At 72.6% G+C, this 19,285-nt stretch carries 18 protein-coding genes and 1 tRNA gene; 8 read left to right on the top strand and 11 right to left on the bottom strand.

Annotation, left to right across the window (positions count from 1 at the left end):
- The first annotated feature begins 90 nt into the window (after positions 1 to 90).
- Together EDF55_RS02830 and rfaE2 are read left to right on the top strand one after the other, a co-directional pair.
- Positions 91 to 1,572 (top strand): aldehyde dehydrogenase, encoded by a 1,482-nt coding sequence (locus EDF55_RS02830; protein ID WP_123653401.1) that lies wholly within the window; start codon positions 91 to 93, stop codon positions 1,570 to 1,572.
- The gene (gene rfaE2 / locus EDF55_RS02825; RefSeq protein WP_123653400.1) at positions 1,569 to 3,062 is read left to right on the top strand and encodes a D-glycero-beta-D-manno-heptose 1-phosphate adenylyltransferase; all 1,494 of its coding nucleotides are present in this window, start codon (positions 1,569 to 1,571) and stop codon (positions 3,060 to 3,062) included. The genes EDF55_RS02830 and rfaE2 overlap by 4 nt, the downstream gene beginning before the upstream one ends.
- A gap of 219 nt (positions 3,063 to 3,281) precedes the next feature.
- On the opposite strand, the gene EDF55_RS02820 is transcribed toward rfaE2, so the two are convergent.
- The 8 genes from EDF55_RS02820 to EDF55_RS02785 form a co-directional block, all read right to left on the bottom strand.
- Complete coding sequence (locus EDF55_RS02820) at positions 3,282 to 3,791, bottom strand: Dps family protein (RefSeq protein WP_123653399.1); 510 nt, start codon at positions 3,789 to 3,791, stop codon at positions 3,282 to 3,284.
- A 108-nt stretch (positions 3,792 to 3,899) separates the two neighbouring features.
- Positions 3,900 to 4,322 carry an SIP domain-containing protein gene (locus tag EDF55_RS02815; protein ID WP_123653398.1) on the bottom strand — a complete coding sequence of 141 codons (423 nt, stop codon included), beginning with the start codon at positions 4,320 to 4,322 and terminating at the stop codon, positions 3,900 to 3,902.
- A 21-nt stretch (positions 4,323 to 4,343) separates the two neighbouring features.
- Positions 4,344 to 4,982: a TetR/AcrR family transcriptional regulator gene (locus EDF55_RS02810; protein ID WP_260235749.1), complete on the bottom strand. Its 639-nt coding sequence runs from the start codon at positions 4,980 to 4,982 to the stop codon at positions 4,344 to 4,346.
- Positions 4,979 to 7,021 carry a CocE/NonD family hydrolase gene (locus EDF55_RS02805; RefSeq protein WP_123653397.1) on the bottom strand — a complete coding sequence of 681 codons (2,043 nt, stop codon included), beginning with the start codon at positions 7,019 to 7,021 and terminating at the stop codon, positions 4,979 to 4,981. The genes EDF55_RS02810 and EDF55_RS02805 overlap by 4 nt, the downstream gene beginning before the upstream one ends.
- Entirely contained in the window at positions 7,018 to 8,799 is a 1,782-nt protein-coding gene (locus EDF55_RS02800; protein WP_123653396.1) for an ABC transporter ATP-binding protein, read from the bottom strand. Before EDF55_RS02800 ends, EDF55_RS02805 begins: the two co-directional genes overlap by 4 nt.
- Positions 8,796 to 9,677 (bottom strand): ABC transporter permease, encoded by an 882-nt coding sequence (locus tag EDF55_RS02795; RefSeq protein WP_123653395.1) that lies wholly within the window; start codon positions 9,675 to 9,677, stop codon positions 8,796 to 8,798. Before EDF55_RS02795 ends, EDF55_RS02800 begins: the two co-directional genes overlap by 4 nt.
- Positions 9,674 to 10,714, bottom strand: coding sequence for an ABC transporter permease (locus EDF55_RS02790; protein ID WP_123653394.1), 1,041 nt, complete (start codon positions 10,712 to 10,714; stop codon positions 9,674 to 9,676). Before EDF55_RS02790 ends, EDF55_RS02795 begins: the two co-directional genes overlap by 4 nt.
- Positions 10,711 to 12,312, bottom strand: coding sequence for an ABC transporter substrate-binding protein (locus EDF55_RS02785; RefSeq protein ID WP_123653393.1), 1,602 nt, complete (start codon positions 12,310 to 12,312; stop codon positions 10,711 to 10,713). The genes EDF55_RS02790 and EDF55_RS02785 overlap by 4 nt, the downstream gene beginning before the upstream one ends.
- Positions 12,313 to 12,488: 176 nt before the next feature.
- On the opposite strand from EDF55_RS02785, the gene EDF55_RS02780 reads away from it, so the two are divergent.
- From EDF55_RS02780 to EDF55_RS02770, 3 genes are read left to right on the top strand one after another with little or no spacing between them, the layout of a single operon-like run.
- A complete protein-coding gene (locus EDF55_RS02780; protein WP_123653392.1) occupies positions 12,489 to 13,097 on the top strand; it encodes a molybdopterin-dependent oxidoreductase in 609 nt (202 codons plus the stop codon).
- The gene (locus EDF55_RS02775; RefSeq protein ID WP_260235747.1) at positions 13,094 to 13,912 is read left to right on the top strand and encodes an FAD-binding oxidoreductase; all 819 of its coding nucleotides are present in this window, start codon (positions 13,094 to 13,096) and stop codon (positions 13,910 to 13,912) included. The genes EDF55_RS02780 and EDF55_RS02775 overlap by 4 nt, the downstream gene beginning before the upstream one ends.
- The gene (locus EDF55_RS02770) at positions 13,909 to 14,157 is read left to right on the top strand and encodes a DUF6510 family protein (protein WP_123653391.1); all 249 of its coding nucleotides are present in this window, start codon (positions 13,909 to 13,911) and stop codon (positions 14,155 to 14,157) included. The genes EDF55_RS02775 and EDF55_RS02770 overlap by 4 nt, the downstream gene beginning before the upstream one ends.
- A 152-nt stretch (positions 14,158 to 14,309) precedes the next feature.
- On the opposite strand, the gene EDF55_RS02765 is transcribed toward EDF55_RS02770, so the two are convergent.
- Positions 14,310 to 14,381: transfer RNA gene (locus tag EDF55_RS02765), tRNA-Gly, on the bottom strand.
- Positions 14,382 to 14,481: 100 nt separating this feature from the next.
- Here EDF55_RS02765 and EDF55_RS02760 point away from each other — a divergent pair.
- Entirely contained in the window at positions 14,482 to 14,697 is a 216-nt protein-coding gene (locus EDF55_RS02760; RefSeq protein WP_123653390.1) for a hypothetical protein, read from the top strand.
- An 8-nt stretch (positions 14,698 to 14,705) separates the two neighbouring features.
- On the opposite strand, the gene EDF55_RS02755 is transcribed toward EDF55_RS02760, so the two are convergent.
- Entirely contained in the window at positions 14,706 to 15,578 is an 873-nt protein-coding gene (locus EDF55_RS02755) for a hypothetical protein (protein WP_148079024.1), read from the bottom strand.
- 156 nt (positions 15,579 to 15,734) lie between these two features.
- On the opposite strand from EDF55_RS02755, the gene EDF55_RS02750 reads away from it, so the two are divergent.
- Together EDF55_RS02750 and EDF55_RS02745 are read left to right on the top strand one after the other, a co-directional pair.
- Positions 15,735 to 16,559, top strand: coding sequence for a mechanosensitive ion channel family protein (locus tag EDF55_RS02750; RefSeq protein ID WP_123653388.1), 825 nt, complete (start codon positions 15,735 to 15,737; stop codon positions 16,557 to 16,559).
- A gap of 127 nt (positions 16,560 to 16,686) precedes the next feature.
- Positions 16,687 to 18,318, top strand: coding sequence for a SulP family inorganic anion transporter (locus EDF55_RS02745; protein WP_123653387.1), 1,632 nt, complete (start codon positions 16,687 to 16,689; stop codon positions 18,316 to 18,318).
- 6 nt (positions 18,319 to 18,324) lie between these two features.
- Here EDF55_RS02745 and EDF55_RS02740 read toward each other — a convergent pair whose 3' ends face one another.
- Complete coding sequence (locus EDF55_RS02740; protein ID WP_123653386.1) at positions 18,325 to 19,254, bottom strand: SUMF1/EgtB/PvdO family nonheme iron enzyme; 930 nt, start codon at positions 19,252 to 19,254, stop codon at positions 18,325 to 18,327.
- Positions 19,255 to 19,285: the final 31 nt, after the last annotated feature.

Below are 19,285 nucleotides of genomic sequence, written 5' to 3'. Positions count from 1 at the left end.
GCCACCCACCGCGGACCCCGTGACCGTGCCCAGGAAGCGAGGAGCACGGTCTGACTTCCCGCTCCCGACAGCTGTTCCGGAAGGACGCGCATGACGCTCGAAGCCCCCACCACGACCGCGCAGACCACCGAGCTGGTCGTCCTCGACCCGGTGACCGGGGCGGTGGCGTCGACCACGCCCGTCGCGTCCCCCGAGCAGGTGCACGACGCCGTGACCCGGGCCCGGACCGCGTTCCCGACCTGGGCGCGCACCGCTCCGGCCGACCGGGGTGCGCTGCTCCGGACCGCGGCCGAACACCTCCGCGAGCACGCTGACGAACTCGCCGAGCTGAACACCCGCGAGACCGGCAAGGTCCCCGGCGACGCACTCGGCGGGGTCGAGGCCGGCATCGGCACGCTCCTGCAGTACGCGGAGCTCGGACCGCTGCACCGTGGCGAGTCGCTCCGCGGCCAGCACGGAGCCGCCGACTGGACCGTGCCGCACCCGCGTGGGGTCGTCCTCGCCCTCACCCCGTGGAACGACCCGGTGGCGGTTGCGCTCGGGATCATCGGCGCGGCCGTCGTGACCGGCAACACGGTCGTGCACAAGGGCAGCGAGCGGTGCCCGGCGACCATCGCACGGCTCAACGAGCTGCTCGCCGAGGTGCTGCCCGACGGCGTCCTGGTGGGTGTCGACGGCGACGCGTCCACCGGTGAGGCGCTCCTCGCCGAGGACGGCATCGCGGTCTACGCGCACGTCGGTTCGACCGCGACCGGCGACCGACTCGCGGCGGCGGCGACCGGCACCCGCGCGCACGTGATCCGTGAGAACGGCGGGAACGACGCCGTCGTCGTGGACGCCGACGTCGACCCGGTGTGGGCCGCCGCGCAGACCGCCCTCGGCGCCCTCGCCAACACCGGCCAGATCTGCACGAGCGTCGAGCGCGTCTACGTGCACCGCGACGTCGCCGACGCCTTCGTGGACGCACTCGTCGCCGAGGCCGAGCGCCGCACGGCGCTGCCCGCCGCCGAGTACGGCCCCCTGGTCGACGAGCGGCTCCGGGGCCTCGTGCAGCAGCACGTCGACGACGCGGTGTCCCGCGGCGCGAGGGTCCGGACCGGCGGCACCGTGCCCGAGGGTGACGGCACGTTCTACCCGGCGACCGTGCTCACCGACGTCCCGGACGACGCGCTCGCACTGACCGAGGAGACCTTCGGGCCGATCGCGCCCGTGCGGGTCGTCGACTCCTTCGACGAGGGGCTGCGCCTCGCGGCCGCGGACCGGTACGGCCTCGCCGCCACCGTCCTGACGAACGACACCGGGAACGCGCTCCGGGCCGCGGCGACCCTGCCGGTCGGCACCGTGAAGGTGAACGCCGTGTTCGGCGGCGCTCCCGGCGGCAGCGCGGAGCCCCGCGGGGCCTCCGGCGCCGGCTTCGGGTACGGGCCGCACCTGCTCGACGAGATGACGACGACCACGGTGGTGCACCTCGAACCGGCACCGCCAGCGGGGCCGGCAGCGACAGCAGCGCCGATCGCGCCCGAGGCCGCCGCCGACACGTCCACCGCCGACGCCGAGGGGTTCGACCGGTGACCGCCGACGTCCGTCTCGTCCGGGACCTCGTCGGACGCATCGACGACCGCGAACCGCTCGTCGTCGTCATCGGCGACTGCATCCTCGACCGCTGGACCATCGGCGAGGCCGAACGGGTGTCCCGCGAGGCCCCGGCCCCCGTCGTCCGCGTCACCGAGACCATCGCGGTCCCCGGTGGTGCCGCGAACACCGCGGTGAACGCCCGCACGCTCGGCGCCCGGGTCCGGATGGTCGGCATCGTGGGCGACGACGAGACCGGCACGGTCCTGCTCGAGCGGCTCGGCGCGGCCGGCGTCGACACGTCCTTCATGGTCCGGATCTCCGGCGCCACCACGACCTCGAAGTCCCGGATCGTCGGTGGCGACCGTGTGGTCGTCCGTGTCGACGAACTCGCGGGCACCCCGACCGACGGCCACACCGACCAGCTCGCCGCCGCGATCGCCCGAGCGGTCCACGGCGCCGACGCCGCGGTCGTGTGCGACTACGGCCTCGGCGTCACACCGGAGTCCGTGTTGCCGGTGCTCGAGGCGCACCGCCCCGACGTCGTCGTGGTGGACGCCCACGACCTCCGCGGGTGGCACGACCTCCGTCCGGACCTCGTCACGCCGAACGCCGGCGAGACCGCGGCGCTCCTCGGTCGCACGCTCGACCAGGGCACCGACCGCGCCGCGACCGTGGCCGAGGCGCGCGAGCAGGTGCTCCGGGCGACCGGCGCGGTGGCCGCCGTGGTCACGCTCGACCGCGACGGCACGGTGCTCCTCGAACGGGGCGAGGACCAGGGCTTCCGTACCCGCGCGACCCCAGCGTCCGAGCAGCAGGCGTCCGGCGCCGGTGACACGTTCTGCGCGGCCGCGTCCGTCGCCCTCGCCGTCGGTGCGTCGGCCCGCGACGCCGTCACCTTCGCCCAGGCCGCCGCCGACGTCGTCGTCCGCGAGGCCGGGACGTCCACCTGCGACGCCGACGCCCTCCTCCGCTCCGTGGAGGCCCCGGCGGAGACCGTCGTCGACCACGACGACCTCGCCGCCGCCGTCGAGCAGGCGCACCGCGACGGCCGTCGGGTCGTCTTCACGAACGGCTGCTTCGACGTCGTGCACCGTGGCCACACGTCGTACCTGCGCCAGGCGAGCGAACTCGGCGACCTGCTCGTGGTCGCGTTGAACGACGACGACTCGGTCCGCCGTCTGAAGGGCCCGGAGCGGCCGATCAACACCGCGGAGGACCGCGCCGGGGTCCTCGCGGCACTCGCCTGCGTGGACCTCGTCACCGTCTTCGCGACGGACACCCCGATCCCCCTGATCGAGCGGGTCCGCCCGGACGTCTACGTCAAGGGCGGGGACTACTCCCCCGAGATGCTCCGCGAGACCGAGGTGGTGCGGGGCTACGGCGGCGAGGTCGTCATGGTCGACTACGTGCCGGAGCACTCCACGAGTGCGGTCGTGCGCCGCATCCGCGAGACGTCAGGAGGCACCTCGGAGGGCGGTGCCTCGTGAACACCGCCCGGTCCTGAGCGACCAGTCTGCCGCGCGTGTGCGCCACGGGCGGAGCTTTCTTCCCATCCCGGTCGCGATGGAAAGCGGAATCGCGCGTAGGAAGTCCGAAGTTCGGACCTCCTACGCGCGATTCGACCTCTTACGCGCGATTCGACCTCCTCCGAGCGATTCGACCTCCTCCGAGCGATTCGACCTGCCCGTCAGCGGAGTGGTCGCAACTCAGGCGGCGAGGTGCGCCTGCAGGAACCAGCGGTCCTTGGTGAGCCCGCGCTCGATCTCGATGACGACGTCCTGGCTGTTGAGGTCGACCTCGTCGAGGCCCTCCACCGCACGACGGACCTGCGCGAGCGCGGCGTCGATGTCGGCGATGACCTCGGTGATGGTGACGTCGGAGTTCTGGAAGCCCTCCGACAGCGCCGGGATGGTGGTGTTCGCGGCGACGGTCGCGATGCGCGAGTCGACCGGCAGGCCGAGGGCGACGATGCGCTCCGCGGCGAGGTCGGCGTACTCCTGCGCGTGCTCGACGATCTGGTCGAGGAGCTCGTGCACGCCGATGAAGTTGCGGCCGCGGACGTGCCAGTGCGCCTGCTTGCCGTTGACGACCAGGGCTTCGAGGTCGATGACGACGGGCGCGAGGAACTGGGCGACTCCGGCGGCGAGCTCCGGCGTGGTGGAAAACGGCGACGTGGTGTTCGTCGTGGTGGTGGTCGTGGTGGTGCTCGTGCTCATGGTTGCCTCCTGCTACCTCGAGGTTGCACCGGGTTCCTGCACCCGGTCTGACCGATGGACCCACCATGCTCCGTTTTCTTGAACGGCGCAAGGAAGCACAGGCTGACCTTACCCGCCGTACTCCACGACGACCTGCTGGCCGGCGTCGGCGAGCTCCAGCTGCACGGCGGCGCGGGCCTGCTCGGCCCACGGGCTGTCGGAGCACCCGATCCACACGGAGGTGCGCGGCTCGCAGTCGGTCACGCACCACTCGGACGCCCAGCCGATGACGGCGGCCGCCAGGGCTTCCCCGTGGTCGGCGAAGCAGAGCGACGGGACGATCGACGGGCGGGTGGTGCGGACGAGCCACGTCACGGTGACGCGCGGCGGTGCCGGCAGGATGCGGACCTGCTCGTCGAGGGCGACCTCGACGAAGACCTGGCCGTAGGCGTTCTCGGGCAGGTCGACCAGCATCCGGTGGATCTCCGGGAGGTCCTCGACGGCTCCTGCGATGAGGATGCGCTCACTGGGCTGTCGTCGGGTCCGGGCCATGGCTCAACGGTAAGGGAAGCCTTACCTCAGAACAACCCCGAGTTGCTGTGAAAGGAACTCCCACATCCAGGTGAGCGCGACGGCGTTCGTCAGCCCGGGGGCGTTCTGCGCGAGCTGGGTCGCCACGCCGTCGCTGTACGCGGCGAGCTTCAGCGCCACGACGGAGGCGTCGATGCCGTCCGAGGCCGTGTCGAACGTGCCGTCCTCGACCCCGCGCCGGATCACCCGGACCAGGCACGCCTCCCACACGCGGATCCGCTCGGCGTACTCGTCGGCGACCTCCGGACGGCGTGCGACCGCCGTCCAGTAGTCGGACCAGATCCGCCAGTGCTGCCGGACCTCGTCGCTGTCGTCGAAGAGCGGCTCGACGAGCATCCGGAGTGCTCGGACGGTGTCGGGCTCGGCGTCGACGGCCGTGACGATCGCGCCGTAGAACCGCTCGGTCTCGAGCACGACGACCTCGTTGAGGATCTCGGCGACGCTCGCGAAGTGGTAGGTCACCGTGCCGACGGACACCCCGGCCTCGGCCGCGATGTCCCGGAGCCCGGTGGCGCCGAGGCCGTTCCGGACGATCACCGACCGCGCGGCGCGGACGATCATCGCGCGCCGGACCTCCGGCCGCTGCCGCACGCGCCCGGCGGCGGACGGAGCCGTGCTCACGCGGACTCCCGGGGCACCTCGTCGCGGAAGGTGTGCTCGGCGACGAGCTCCTCGGCGGCGTCCACCCCGTCCCGGGCCCAGGCCCGCACGGTGTTCACGACCGAGAACGCCTCGGCGGACGCGGTGACGGACGAGGTGGTCTCGAGCCGTGCCGCCCAGGTGTCCTGTGACAGCCCGATCGCCCACCGGGACGCCGCACTGGCGGACGTCGGGTCCCCGGAGCGGATCCGGTAGGTCTCGCGGGCGTCCTCGCTGAACACCAGCCCGTCCGGGTACACGCGTCCGCCGCCGTAGCCGGGGTCGACGTCGAGCGTCCACTCCCCCGTCTCGACGTCGTGCGTGACCGTGCGCTGCGGCAGCGGTTCCGTCGGCTCGATCCGGGTGATCGCCAGCGGCGTCGAACGGACCGGGTCCTCGAAGCGGATGCCGGCGTCCGCCGCGGGGTCGCCGTGCCACACCGGCAGCGTGACCGAACTCGCCGCGGGGTCGACCACGAGTGCCGCGGCGACCCCGTGCGGCCAGACCCACGGCCAGTACGACGTCGACACCGCGAGGCGCAGGCGGTGCCCGGCGAGGAACCGGTGCCCGGTCGAGACGAGTCGCACGGGCAGCACGGTCGACGTGCCGGGTTCGAGCGGGTCGTCGCGGTCCATCCCGTTCCGACGCGCAGCGTTCAGCACCCCACGGGTGACGAGCGTGGAGCTGCCGTCCGGCGCGACGTCGCAGAGCCGCACGGTCACGGTCGCGCGCGGCTGGTCACTGGTCACCGACAGGTCGACCAGGACGTTGCCCAGCAGGTCGAACGACTCCTCGACGGGCAGGTCGAAGCAGACGGACCGGCCGTCCTCGGCGCGCTGGTCCGGCGGCAGGTCGGTGGCGTTGCCGAACGGGAAGAAGCGGCCCGCGTCGGCGCCGGTCTCCTCGGGCGAAGCCACGACGAGGGCGCCGTCCCGGCCGCCGCGGAGTGCGTCCAGGGCGAGCACGCGCGGCTCGGTGGACGTCGACGGCCAGGCGGTCGCGCCGACCCAGCGACCGGTCCGCTCGGCGTAGTACGACGCGGGCGGCTCGGGGTCGTTGATCCACGCCCGGAGCGCGGGCTCCTGCTCGACGCCGGTGTCGACCCCGCGGAGCCACCGGTCCCACCATCGGAGGGACTCCTGCAGGAAGCCGATCGACGGCCCCGGCGCGAGTCCGCGGTCCGGGTACTGGTGCGACCACGGCCCGACGATCCCCTTGACCGGGGCGTCGACGTGCTCCACGAGCCGGAGCACCGCGTCCCGGTAGGGGTCCGCCCACCCGCCGACCGCGAGCACCGCCGCGCTGATGTCGGCGTAGTCCTCGGACGCGCTGCCGTGCCGCCAGTAGTCGTCGCGCGTCTGGTGCGACAGCCACACCGGCGTCATCGGCCGGTTCGCGTCGAGGCGTTCACGCCACCGGGACACCCACGACGGCCCGACGACCTCGGGCCGGGGCGGCCGGGAGTTGAACGCGAACATCGTCGCGCCCCACGCCGCCATGTCGATGCCGAGCACCGCACCGCCGACGTAGTGCACGTCGTTGTCGTACCGGTCGTCGGTGGAGCACACCGTGACGATGGCCTTGAGTGCGGCGGGAGCGCGGGCGGCGAGCTGCAGCGCGTTGAACCCGCCCCAGGAGATGCCGAACATCCCGACGGCACCGCTCGACCAGGGCTGCTCAGCGAGCCAGGCGATCACGGCCTCGCCGTCGCGGAGCTCCTGCTCGCTGTACTCGTCGTCGAAGAACCCGTCCGAGGACCCGGTCCCGCGGATGTCCACCCGGACCGAGGCGTACCCGTGCGCGGCGTACCAGGGGTGCCGCTCGGAGTCGCGCGGCGCGGTCCAGTCGTCGAGCCGGTACGGCAGGTACTCCAGCAGCACGGGCACGGGGTCGTCGGTCACGGGCGACCAGATCCGGGTGTGCAGCCGGACACCGTCCGGCATCGGGATCCACTCGTCCCGGACCGCGACGCCCGGCGGCAGGCCGTCCGGCACCCCGATCGCCGTCAGCGACGCGGTCATGCGTCCTCCCAGTTCCTGATCCGGTGGCCGTCGCCGTGGTCGGTCCAGCCGTCGGCGTTCCGCCAGTGCTGCACGCCGTCGTCGACGTCCGGCAGCTCGGTGACGCCCGGCTCGAGCGTCGCCGCGAGGAGCGTCCGCGTGTACGGGTGGTTCGGGCCGCCGAAGACCCGCTCGGTCGGGCCGATCTCGACGATCCGGCCGCCGGTCATCACGGCGACCCGGTCGGCCACGCCCCGGACGACGGCGAGGTCGTGGCTGATGAACAGGCAGCTCAGCCCCTGCTCACGCTGCAGGTCCGCCAGCAGCCCGAGGATCCCGGCCTGCACCTGCACGTCGAGTGCGGTGGTGATCTCGTCCGCGATCACGAGCTCCGGTCCGGCCGCCAGCGCACGGGCGATCCCGACACGCTGACGCTGACCGCCGGAGAGCTGGGCGGGCAGGCGGTTCGCGAACTCCGGCCCGAGCCCCACCTGCGTCAGCAGTTCGTCGACCCGCGCACGCGACGACGATCCGGTGAACAGTTGCAGCGGCCGCGCCACCGCGGCGCCGACGGTCCGCCGGGGGTTGAGCGAGGTGTCCGCGTTCTGGAACACGAGCTGGACGGCCCGGCGGAGCGCGGTGCTCCGTCCGGCGACCGGGTCCCGGAGGTCCCCCGAGGTCGCCCCGCCCTCGTAGGTGAACGTCCCCGACTCGGCCGGTACCAGCCCGGCGAGTGCCGTCGCGAGCGTGGACTTGCCGCTGCCGGACTCGCCGACGACGGCGAGCGTCTCGCGCGGTGCGATGTCGAAGGACACGCCGTCGACGGCGGCCGGCAGGCCGCGTCCGTAGCGCACCACCAGGTCCCGTGCGGTCACCAGGGGGCGGACGGGAGGCTCGGTGCCGGTGGCCCTGGCGGCGACCGTCCCGGGGACGGACGCGGTCGACGGCGCGTGCCCACCGCCTCCAGGACGGGTCCCGTCCGGCACCGCGGCCAACAGGGCGCGCGTGTACTCGTGCTGCGGGTCGGCGAAGAGCGCCGCCGTCGGGCGGTGCTCGACGATCTCGCCCTGCCGCATCACGGCGATCTCGTCGGCCATCGCCGACACGACGCCGAGGTCGTGGCTGACGAGGAGGACGGCCATGCCGAGCTCCCGGCCGAGGTCCGCGACCAGGTCGAGGACCGCCGCCTGCGTGACGACGTCGAGCGCCGTGGTCGGCTCGTCGAGGACGAGCACCCGGGGTCGGGCGGCGACGGCCATCGCGATCGCGACGCGCTGCTGCTGGCCGCCGGAGAGCTGGTGCGGGTACCGGCGGCTGATCGTGTCCGGGGACGGCAGGCGCACGAGCCGGACGAGCTCCGTGACCCGCTCCGGGCCGTCGGGCTCGCCGTGGGCGCGGAGGGCCTCGCGGATCTGCTCGCCGACGCGCATCGAGGGCGTGAGCGCCTGTCCGGCGTTCTGGGCGACCACGGAAGCCGTGCCGCCGCGGAGCGCCCGGGTGGCCGACGGCGACAGGGCGAAGACGTCCTGGTCGGCGACCGTGACCGATCCGCCGACGATCCGGGAGCCGGTGCGGAGGTGCGCGAGGAGGGTCCGGGCGACGGTGGACTTGCCGCTGCCGGACTCCCCGACCAGGCCGAGCGTCTGGCCGGCGGCGATGGTGAACGAGACGCCGCGGACGACGGGGACCTGGGTCCGGCCGGCGGCGTAGGAGATCGCGAGGTCCTCGACGCGGACGGTGGCCGTGTCCGCGGCGGTCGTGGTCGTCGACGCGGTCGCGTCGGTGCTGGGGTCGGTCATGCGCTCGTTGCTCCCTGCGTGGCACGGTCGACGCCGAGCGACTTGGCCAGCCCGTCCGCGGCGAGGTTGAGGCCGATCACGAGCGTCGCCAGCGCCACGATCGGCGCCAGCGTGCCGAGCGGCACGACGGTCAGTGCGGTGCGGTTCTCCTGCACCATGAGGCCCCAGTCCGGCGTCGGCGGGTTCGCACCGAAGCCGAGGAAGGACAGCGAGGCGACGAGGAGGACGATCCAGGACGCCCGCATCGCGTACTCGACGAGCACGACGTCGAGGACGTTCGGCAGGATCTCGCGGAACACGATCGACAGCGGCTTCTCCCCGCGGGCGCGTGCCGCGGTGACGTAGTCCTGCGTGATCACCGTCCGGGCGGCGCCACGGACCACGCGGGTCACGGCGGGCGCGTAGACGATCGTCACGGCGAGCACGATCACCCAGAGCCCGGCGTCGAACACCGTCACGACGACGAGCAGGGCGAGGATCGACGGCACGCTGAGCAGCGCGTCGACGACCCGCATCACGACCTCGTCGAACCAGTTGTCGGCGTACGCGGTGATTGCACCGAGGACCGTGCCGACGGCGACCGCGATGGTCGTCGCGAGGAAGGTCACCAGGAGCGCGTACCGGCCGCCGTTCAGGGTGCGGGACAGGATGTCGCGGCCGTACTGGTCGGTGCCGAGCCAGTGGCTCCACTCCGGGCCGGCGAGGACGTTCGTCGAGTCCGTCGCCACCGGGTCGTGCACGGCGATGACGGGGGCCAGGATCGCGAGCACCAGGTGCAGCGCGATGAGGCCGAGGCCGATGCTCAGGGCGGTCGAGGAGCGCAACGGTGCGACGGCGGCACCGATCACGTTCCGCGAGCGGGGGGCGATGGCGGTCATGCTGCGGTCCCTTCGTTCGCGCGGGCGCGGGCGACGCGTGCGGCCCGTGCGGCCCGTCGTGCGGGCGGACGGACGCGGGTCCGTCGCTGCCGGGTGCGGAGCCGCGGGTCGAGCGCCAGTGCGACGAGGTCCGCCGCGAGGTTGCAGATGACGTAGATGAGGGCGCTGAGGAGCGCGATCGCCTCGATCGTCGGCAGGTCCCGGTTGAAGACGGACTCGAGCATCAGCTTGCCCATGCCCGGGTAGTTGAAGACGTTCTCCACGACGACCACGCCGCCGAGGAGCCAGGCGACGTTCAGCGCGACGACGTTGAGCGTCGGCAGCAGCGCACTCGGCACCGCGTGCTTCCAGACCACTCGGCGCATCGTCAGGCCCTTGAGCTCGGCGGTGGTGACGAACTCGGACGCCATCACGTCGATCGTCGAGGACCGGGCGGTCCGGACGATGTACGCGGCCATCGCCAGGGTCAGCACGATGATCGGCAGCCAGATCGTCGGCAGGAGCTCCCCGACGGTGGCGTCGCTCCCGCGCAGCACCACGGCGGGGAACAACGGGATGCCGATCGCGAAGAGCAGCACGAGCACGGTGGCGACCATGAACTCCGGGACGCTCATCACGACGAGGCTGACGATCGAGATCACCCGGTCGCTCGGACGGCCGCGACGGACCCCGGCGACGACGCCGAGCGTCAGGGAGAGCGTCACGCCGACGAGCATCGCGGGCACGGCGATCAGCATGCTGTTCCGGAACGCGGTGAAGAGCGTCGGTGCGACCGGCTCCCCGCTGACGAGCGAGGTCCCGAAGTCGCCGTGCGCCGCGCCGACGAGCCACTGCCCGTAGCGGAGCCACACGTTCTGGTCGAGGCCGAGGGACTCGCGCAGCTGCTTGACCGCTGCCGGCGTGGCGTTCTGCCCGAGGAGCTGCTGCGCGACGTCGCCGGGCAGGGCCTGCACCGCGAGGAACACGAACAGGGAGGCGAGCACCACCGTCAGCACGGCGATGCCGACGCGGCGGAGGACGGGGAGGAGGACGTTCATCGGCGCAGTCCGATCCGGAGGTAGTCGAACTCGAAGCCGAACTCCGAGTAGTTGACGACGTCGCGGGAGAGCCCCACGAGGCGGTCGCCGAACATCGGGGTCATGTCGGCGCCGTCCGCGACGACGAGTCGCTGGGCGTCCTGGTAGAGCGTCTTCCGCTTGGCGTCGTCCATCTCCGCGCGGGCCTCGTCCAGGAGCAGGTCGAAGGACCCGTTCGACCACGCGCTCTCGTTGTAGGAGGACCCGGACCGGAAGATCTGGTTGAGCAGCTGGTCGATCGGCCGGCCGGTGAACCAGTAGCTCACCATCAGCGGCTTCTGCATCCAGATCTGCGTGTAGTACGAGTCGGAGGACGCGCTCCGGACCGTCAGGTCGATCCCGGCGTCCGCCACCTGGTCGCGGTACGCGACCGCGAGCAGGGTGAAGACCGACTCGTAACTGGACGTGTAGATCGAGGTGCGCAGTCCCTCCCGTCCGGCCTGCTTGAGCAGGCTCTTGGCCTTGTCCGGGTCGTACTCGCGGGGTTCGTCGAGGAACGCGGCGAGCTGCGGCGGCACCGGGTTGTCCCAACCGGGCGAACCGGTCCCCTGCAGTGCCGTCTCCACGATCCGCTTCGGGTCGTAGGCGAGCTTCATCGCCTGCCGCACCTTCGGGTCCTTGAACTCGGCACTCGTCGCGAGCATCGGGATCGTGTACCACTGCGCGTTCACCGAGCGGGCGACCGTCGCACGGTCCGAGGCGGCCACCACCCGGGCCGTGGCGAAGTCGAGGTTCGTCTGCGAGATCAGGTCGATCTGGCCGGCGAGCAGCGCGTTCACCCGGGCCGTCGTGTCCTGGATGGAGAAGAAGTCGATGCCGTCGAGGGCCGGACGTCCGGCGAAGTGGTCGTCGAACGCCTCGACGCTGCCGGCACCGGCCGGCGTGAACGAGGACAGCTTGAACGGTCCGGTGCCGATGCCCGTGCGGCCGATCGTCGCCACCGCGGCGGCCGGCACGATGTAGCACTGGTACGCCGTCAGGAGCGACGGGAACTCGGCGTTCGGCTTCGTCAGGTCGAAGCGGAGCGTGTACGGGTCGACCACGTGCATGGACTTCGCCGTCATCACCTCACCGAGGACGCCGGCCTGCGGGGAGCCCGTCGCCTCGTCGAGGATGTGCGCGATGCTCGCGACGGCGTCGTCGGCGCTGAACCGGGATCCGTCGTGGAACCGGACACCACGGCGCAGATGGAACGTCCACACGGTGCCGTCGGCGTTCGCGGACCACTCGCGAGCGAGGTCGGGGACGGTCTCCCCCGACTCGTCGAGCTTCACGAGGCGGTTGTAGAGCGCGCCGAGGTACTCGTACGCGGACAGCGAGCTGGCGGAGTCGAGGGTCTCGGCGGCCGATGCCGCCGGCCGGGCGATGCGGAGCCGACCACCGCGACGTGCGGCGCCGGTGGCCGCCTGCTCGGGGATGCTGACGGTGCCCGCGCTCGCGCCGGTGCTGCACCCGGTGAGGGTGAGCAGGCCGAGACCGGCGAGTCCTGCCGCCCCCGTGAGGAGCGTGCGGCGGCTGGGACGGCGGTCGGGTTCTGGGGGCTGGACGATGGGCTGCATTCGGGGTGACCCCTCCTGGTAATCGTTCCGGTGAACGATAGAGGGCCGTGGGGTCGCTGGCGAATCCTGTGACGCGCATCCGCGGAACGTTTACGAACCCGTTACACGCCGGTGGCCCGGAGGGGCCAGGATCAGACCGACGGATGCGCGTGCGTGTCCAGGGAGGACGGGCTGCGATGGCGAGCTTCACACGCGGGTTCGGCGGACGACGGCGGGGCGACGATGCCGGGTCGGTCGACGCGTCCCGGATCCCACCCGGCCAGACCCTGGTCCGCGACTGGCCCGTGCTCTCCGCCGGAGCCACACCGGACATCGAGCCCACCGACTGGAGCTTCTCGATCCGCACCGAGTCGGGCCTGCACGAGTGGACGTGGGACGAGGTCCGGGCGCTCGGCGTCGAGGACGTCACCGTCGACATCCACTGCGTGACGCACTGGACCAAGCTCGACATGCCCTGGCGCGGGGTGCCGCTCGACAAGCTGTTCGCGGACGTGGAGACGTCACTGGACTACTGCATGGTGCACAGCTTCGGCGGGTACACCACGAACGTGCCGCTCGACGAGCTGCTCGACGGGCAGGCCTGGATCGCGTTCGAGGCCGACGGGGAACCGCTCGAGCCGGAGCACGGCGGGCCGGCGCGGCTCCTCGTGCCGCACCTGTACTTCTGGAAGAGCGCGAAGTGGGTGCGCGGGATCGTGATGCAGTCCTCGGACGAGCCCGGGTTCTGGGAGAACGCGGGCTACAACCTCCACGGTGACCCGTGGAAGGAGGAGCGGTACTGGTGACGGTGCCCTCGTCCGTCGTGCCGCCTGGCACCGCCGGTCTGGAGGCGGGGGTCGGCTCCGCACCGTCCGCGCCGCCCCGCAGACGGCCGGCCTGGCACGCCGCGACCGTCGCCGCCGTCTCCCCCGAGACCCCGACCGCCCGGCGGATCGTCCTCGACGTGCCGACCTGGCCCGGCAACGACCCCGGTCAGCACCTGGACCTGCGACTCACCGCCGAGGACGGCTACCAGGCCACGCGCTCGTACTCGATCGCGTCCGCCGGCGACTCCACCATGGTCACCCTGGCCGTGGACCGCGTCGACGACGGCGAGGTCTCCCCGTTCCTGGTCGACGCGGTCGAGGTCGGGGACGCCCTCGACGTGCACGGCCCGCTCGGGGGCTGGTTCGTCTGGCGACCGGACACCACCGCACCGACCCGTCCCGTCCAGCTGATCGCGGGCGGGTCGGGCATCGTGCCGCTCGCCGCGATGGTCTCCGCGCACACCGAGGCCGAGGACCCGACCCCGTTCCGGCTCCTCTACGCCGTGCGGACGCCGGACGACGTCTTCTTCCGGTCCACACTCGACGCCGCACGCGCCGGCACCGCGCCGTTCACCGACGCGATCGTGTACAGCCGCCGGGCGCCGGACCCGACGCTGCCGGTCGGGCGGCTCACCCGGGACGCCCTCGCCGCGGCGGTGTTCCCGCCGGACGCCGGTGCCCTGGTGTACGTCTGCGGCTCGACGCCGTTCGTCGAGCAGGTCCTGCGGTGGCTCGGGGAGCGCGGGCACGACACGACGGACGTCCGCGCGGAACGGTTCGGAGGCAACGGATGACCCTGTTCGACGGCAACGCGCTCGCCGGGGACCTCGCCGACGTCCTCGGTCCGGACGCGACCTCGGCCCGGCTGCGCTGTGCGGGGTGCGGTTCGCTCGGCGTGCTCGGGCGGGCGCGGACGTACCGGACGGCGATGGGCTCGGTCGCGCGGTGCGTGGACTGCGACAGCGTGCTCGTGACGGTGGTGACCGACGGCGCGCGGCGGTGGGTCGCGATGCCGGGCGTCCGGGCGGCGCTGCTCTGAGCGTCTCGAACCACGATCGCCCCGAGAATCCGACCCCTGAAACCACGGGCCCCTGAAACCACGGGCCCCTGAAACCACGGGCCCCTGAAACCACGAGAGCCCCGACCGAGGTCAGGGCTTCGTAGGGGGCCGGGTGGAGCCGGCGGTTCCCGAGCGGATGACGAGATTCGAACTCGCGACCCTCACCTTGGCAAGGTGATGCGCTACCACTGCGCCACATCCGCATCGCGTGACCTGTCGGTCGCGCTCGGATGACTATACCCGTGTTCGCTCCGAGGGCCGACTCGGAGCCGGTACCGGGCGTGTCCGTGTTGACTCGGGTGCATGAACGACTTCGTGAAGGAGACCGGCGGCGGCAACCCGGACGAGCCCGACTCGCACGGCGTGGACCTCGTCGACGGTGACGGTCCAGCGGTCCGGATCCTGGTCCGCGGCGACCTGCCGCCGACCATCGAGCACGACGGCCGCACCTGGGCGGCGACCCGGCAGACCCACGACGCCGGCGACGGCCCCGCGATCGCCGTCTACCACCCGGCCTGACCCGGGGATCAGCGCTTCGTGCGGTCGAGGTTCAGGGTCTCGCCGGCCTGCAGCTCGTACGCCAGGCCGAGGGCCTGTCGCGCGCTGAGGTAGTGCAGGTCGCTCACCGTCACGCCGAACCGCGTCGCGACGTCGGCCAGCCGGTCGTCCGCCGCCACGTGGTACCAGCGCGGCACACCTCCTGCTGACTCGACCGTGCCGGTGGCACCGCTCCGGGGGCCGGTGTCGACGACGTGCAGGTCCGGGTGCCGGTCCGGCGTCGACCAGTGCAGTTCGCTGACGCCGAGCACCTGCCACGGTGACGTTTCGGGTCGGTTCACCAGGACCGCGGTCCGCAGGAAGCTCGGGTCGTCCCCGGCCTCCTGCAGCCGGAACCGTGCGTCCGGCACCTGGGCGGTCTCCCCCGGCGCACCCCAGGCGTCGTAGCCGAAGCTCACGCCCTCGCTGATCGTGTCGCCCACCTGCTCGTCGAACTGCCGGAAGAAGACCGCGAGCGGTTCGCCGAGCGTGGAGCGGTAGGCGGAGGTCTGCACGACGTAGTCGTCCTGGCCGGTGGCGACGACGCGGAGGTGGATCGATGCCCGGCCGTCGGCGGACGCCAGGTCGGTGTCGAGGACGACGGTGCCGGCGGCGGGCGCCGGGGTCGACGGGCTGGTCGGCGTGGTGCTCGTCGGGCTGGTCGGCGTGGTGCTCGTCGGGCTGCTCGTCGGGCTGCTCGTCGGGCTGTTCGGCGTGGCGCTCGGTGCCGGGTTCGTGGCCGTGGCGACCGCCGGCATCGCGGTGCTGGTCGTGGCACACCCGCCGAGCGTGAGCGCCACGATCGTCAGTGCTGCGGCGCCGAGGAGCCGCCCCCTCGTGGATGTCGTCGACACGACCGTCATCAGTTCCCCGTTCCCGCCCACCCGGTGCTGCTCCACATCCTGCCCGATGACGCCCCACCCCGCCACCGAGTGCCAGCCGGTGTTCTCACCCGCTCCGGGGGAACCGGCGCACCCGGGCGAGCCGTATCCTGCCGTCCCACGGACCCGGGAGGCGCGATGCAGGATCTCGTGAGCGGGCTGCTCAAGGACTCGTCCTTCGGTGTCTGGGACGTGATCCTGGCCGCCGTGGTGCTCGTCGCGGGGTGGTTCGCGTCCGGGTGGGCGCGGCGGGGCGTCGCGGCGGCGCTGTCGAAGTGGAGTGGCCTCGGCCCGAGCTCCACGAACCTCGCCGCGCGGTTGGCGCGGTACGGGATCATGCTGCTGACGATCGGCATCGTGCTCACCGTCCTCGGTGCGCCCCTGCAACCGGTGCTCGCCGCCGTGATCATCATCTCCGCCGTCGCGTTCCTGGCGCTCCGGGGCATCGCCGCGAACTTCGGTGCCGGACTCGTCATCCAGGCCCGCCGCCCCGTGCACATCGGGGACTCGATCGAGCTCGAGGGGGTCGAGGGCCGCATCATCGAGCTGACCGGGCGTGCCGTGCTGCTGCGCACGTCCGACGGCAAGACGATCCGGATCCCGAACACGATGCTGCTCGAGCACCCGCTCTGGAACGCCAGCGAGACGGGCGCCGTCCGGAGCGAGGTCCGCGCGCGCATCCACGGCAGCCCGGACCTCGACGCGGTCTGCCCCGCGGTCCTCGCCGCCGTCGCCTCCGTCGAGCACCGGGGCGCGACGGACCCGGAGATCTTCCTGCACACGCTCACCCCGGCGTGGGCGGACATCAGCATCCGCTTCTGGTCCTCGTACGAGGACCGGGAGGTCTCGCGGTCCTCGGTGGTCCGGGCGGTCGCTGCGTCGCTCGGCGCCGCCGGGTTCACCTGCTCCGTCTCCTCGGACCCGCCGCGGTTCCTGACCGCCCTCGTCGACGCGATCGACTGAAGCCCGGCCCCGACGGCGGACGATCTCACCCGTTTCGGGGGTGCTCGACGGTGGCGACGGCGGCGAGCCTCATCGTGCAGACCGACCACGAGGAGCACCCCATGGCGAAGCAGTCCGCGACGACGCGGTGACGACGCGGACAGCGGTCCGCAGCGCGTGGTTCGCTCCCACCCTGCGTGGCTACGACCGCGCCTGGCTCGGCCGAGACGTCGTCGCCGGCCTGAGCGCGGGTGCGGTCGTCGTCCCGCAGGCGATGGCGTACGCGACCATCGCCGACCTGCCGGTGCAGGTCGGGCTCTACACGTGCATGGCGCCGATGGTCGTCTACGCGCTCCTCGGTGGATCGCGCGCGATGAGCGTGTCGACCACGTCGACCATCGCGACGCTGACCGCCACCACGTTCGTCGCCGCCGACGTCGCGGCGAACGCCGACGATGCACCCCGCGCACTCGCGACACTGACACTCATCGTGGGTGTCGTGCTGGTCCTCGCCCGGTTGCTCTCGCTCGGCTCCCTCGTCGAGAACATCAACAAGGCGACCCTCGCCGGCGTGCAGATCGGTGTCGGCGCCACGGTGGCCGTCGGTCAGCTGCCGAAGCTCCTCGGACTCACGGACGACCCGACCGGCCGGGGGTTCATCCGCTCGCTGGTCGCGGTCGTCGAGGCGGTCCCGCGTGCGAACGGCCCGACCGTCGTGCTCTCCGTCCTGTCGATCGCGGTCCTGTTGCTCCTCCGGCGGTTCGCTCCGCACTTTCCCGCTCCGCTCGTCGTCGTCGCAGGGGGCATCATCGCGTCAGCAGCCCTGCACCTGACCGACGTCGGTGTGGAGGTGATCCCGGCGGTCCCGAACGGGCTCCCGATGCCGGCGGTGCCGGACCTGACACTCGTTCCCGGCCTCCTCCCCGGTGCGCTCGGGATCGCGACGATGGCCTTCCTCGAGTCGGCCGCCGTCGCGCGGGGCATCCGGGCTCGGAGCGAGCCGCAGATCGACAGCGACCGGGAGCTGCTCGCGACCGCGGTCGCGAACCTCGCCGGCTCCGTGACCCAGTCGCTGCCCGCTGCCGGCGGGTTCTCCCAGAGCGCCGTCAACCAGCGTGCCGGTGCGCGCTCACAGCTGTCGACCCTGGTCACGGCGGCGCTCGCGGTCCTCGTCGCGCTCGTCCTCGGGCCGGTCCTCGCGCTGATGCCGACCGCGACGCTCGCAGCCCTGGTCGTCACCGCGGTCGTCGGGCTCATCGACATCGCCGAGCTGCGCCGGATGGCGCGGATCAGTCGCCGGGACTTCTGGCTCGCGGTGCTCACTGCGGTTGTTGGTCTCACCGCGGGACTCCTCGGGGCGGTGCTCGTCGGGGTCCTCGGGACGTACGTCCTGATCCTGCGTGAGCTCCAGCGCGTCCGCTTCGTCCCGGGAGCGGTCGTCGGTCGCTCAGTGAGTGCGCGAGTCGACGGAGACGTCTACACCGCGAACGTGCTCGGGTACGAGAACGCTGCCATCGAGGTCGCCGAGTCCTCCGCCGGCGTCGACGCGCTCGTGCTCGACCTCAGCCGCATGCGCGCAGCGACCGTGACGATCCTCGATGCGCTCAGGGACCTGGACCAGGAGCTCGAGCAGCGGGGCGTCACACTGATCCTCGTCGGACTCGACGGACCTGCGGCGGACACGGCGTCGCGGAGCAACTGGTTCCGTGGGCTCGTCGGACAGCACCGCGTCTTCCCGAGCGTGGAAGCAGCGCAGGGTGCACGCCGCGATGTGTCCTGACGGCGGTCAGGCGTCCCAGGCCACCCGGAACCCGATGTGCGTCGCCGCGGAGTCGTCGCTCTGGGGTGAACGTGCAGCAGGACGGTAGCGCAGGCAGTACTCGGGGGCGCACAGGTGCGAGCCGCCCTTGAGCACCCGCATCGCGGGTTCCGCAGCCGAGCCGTCGGCAGTCATGCCGTGGTGCGCGTCGGCCGGACCGCATCCGCAGTGCTCCCCGCCGGTCGCGGTGCCCGGCTCGTGCCGGGCGGTGTACGGGGTGTCGGTCCACTCCCAGACGTTGCCGATCATGTCGACGATCCCGAGCGGGTTGGGCGGGAACGAGCCGACCGGCGAGGTCCCCACCCACCCGGCAGCGCCGGTGTTCCGGTACGGGAACGCACCCTGCCAGGTGTTCGCCATGGTCGCGCCCCCGGGGTGGGCGTCGGTCCCCCAGGCGAAGGGCCAGTCCGGTTCACCACCGGCCTTGGCGGCGTACTCCCACTCCGCCTCGGTCGGCAGCCGACCGCCGACCCAGGCGGCGTACGCCGCGGCGTCGGCGTGGGACACCTGGACGACCGGGTGGTCGTCGAGGCCGCCGACGGAGGACTCCGGGCCGCGCGGGTGCCGCCAGTCGGCGCCGGCCTGCCACCTCCACCAGGCCCGCCAGTCGCGGAGATCGACCGGTCCGGCCGTCGGTGTGAAGACCAGGGACCCCGCCAGTCGTTCATCCGCCGCGAGGTCGGGGAACGCCTCCGGCGACAGCGGGCGTTCCGCTTCCGTGATCCACCCCGTCGCGCCGACGAACGCCGCGAACTCCGCGTTCGTGACCGGCTGGGAACCGAGGCGGAAGTCCGGGACCGTCCGCTCGTGGACCGGGCCCTCGTCCGGGTAGAAACGGTCCGATCCCATCAGGAATGCTCCGCCCGCGACGTCGACGACCTCGACACGAGTCTCCATGGTCAGACTCTCCGACGACCGGGCGGCGGCG

Source organism: Curtobacterium sp. ZW137 (genome assembly GCF_003762905.1).
Taxonomy (GTDB): domain Bacteria; phylum Actinomycetota; class Actinomycetes; order Actinomycetales; family Microbacteriaceae; genus Curtobacterium.
The sequence above is the reverse complement of the archived record's forward strand: the minus strand, read 5'-3'. Positions and strand labels throughout refer to the sequence as shown.

What these genes read in the sequence shown, in the direction of transcription:
- EDF55_RS02830 (WP_123653401.1), top strand. Translation starts at nt 91, where the DNA reads ATGACGCTCGAAGCCCCCACCACGACCGCGCAGACCACCGAGCTGGTC.
- EDF55_RS02820 (WP_123653399.1), bottom strand. Translation starts at nt 3,791, where the DNA reads ATGAGCACGAGCACCACCACGACCACCACCACGACGAACACCACGTCG.
- EDF55_RS02815 (WP_123653398.1), bottom strand. Translation starts at nt 4,322, where the DNA reads ATGGCCCGGACCCGACGACAGCCCAGTGAGCGCATCCTCATCGCAGGA.
- EDF55_RS02805 (WP_123653397.1), bottom strand. Translation starts at nt 7,021, where the DNA reads ATGACCGCGTCGCTGACGGCGATCGGGGTGCCGGACGGCCTGCCGCCG.
- EDF55_RS02800 (WP_123653396.1), bottom strand. Translation starts at nt 8,799, where the DNA reads ATGACCGACCCCAGCACCGACGCGACCGCGTCGACGACCACGACCGCC.
- EDF55_RS02795 (WP_123653395.1), bottom strand. Translation starts at nt 9,677, where the DNA reads ATGACCGCCATCGCCCCCCGCTCGCGGAACGTGATCGGTGCCGCCGTC.
- EDF55_RS02790 (WP_123653394.1), bottom strand. Translation starts at nt 10,714, where the DNA reads ATGAACGTCCTCCTCCCCGTCCTCCGCCGCGTCGGCATCGCCGTGCTG.
- EDF55_RS02785 (WP_123653393.1), bottom strand. Translation starts at nt 12,312, where the DNA reads ATGCAGCCCATCGTCCAGCCCCCAGAACCCGACCGCCGTCCCAGCCGC.
- EDF55_RS02780 (WP_123653392.1), top strand. Translation starts at nt 12,489, where the DNA reads ATGGCGAGCTTCACACGCGGGTTCGGCGGACGACGGCGGGGCGACGAT.
- EDF55_RS02770 (WP_123653391.1), top strand. Translation starts at nt 13,909, where the DNA reads ATGACCCTGTTCGACGGCAACGCGCTCGCCGGGGACCTCGCCGACGTC.
- EDF55_RS02760 (WP_123653390.1), top strand. Translation starts at nt 14,482, where the DNA reads ATGAACGACTTCGTGAAGGAGACCGGCGGCGGCAACCCGGACGAGCCC.
- EDF55_RS02755 (WP_148079024.1), bottom strand. Translation starts at nt 15,578, where the DNA reads ATGACGGTCGTGTCGACGACATCCACGAGGGGGCGGCTCCTCGGCGCC.
- EDF55_RS02750 (WP_123653388.1), top strand. Translation starts at nt 15,735, where the DNA reads ATGCAGGATCTCGTGAGCGGGCTGCTCAAGGACTCGTCCTTCGGTGTC.
- EDF55_RS02740 (WP_123653386.1), bottom strand. Translation starts at nt 19,254, where the DNA reads ATGGAGACTCGTGTCGAGGTCGTCGACGTCGCGGGCGGAGCATTCCTG.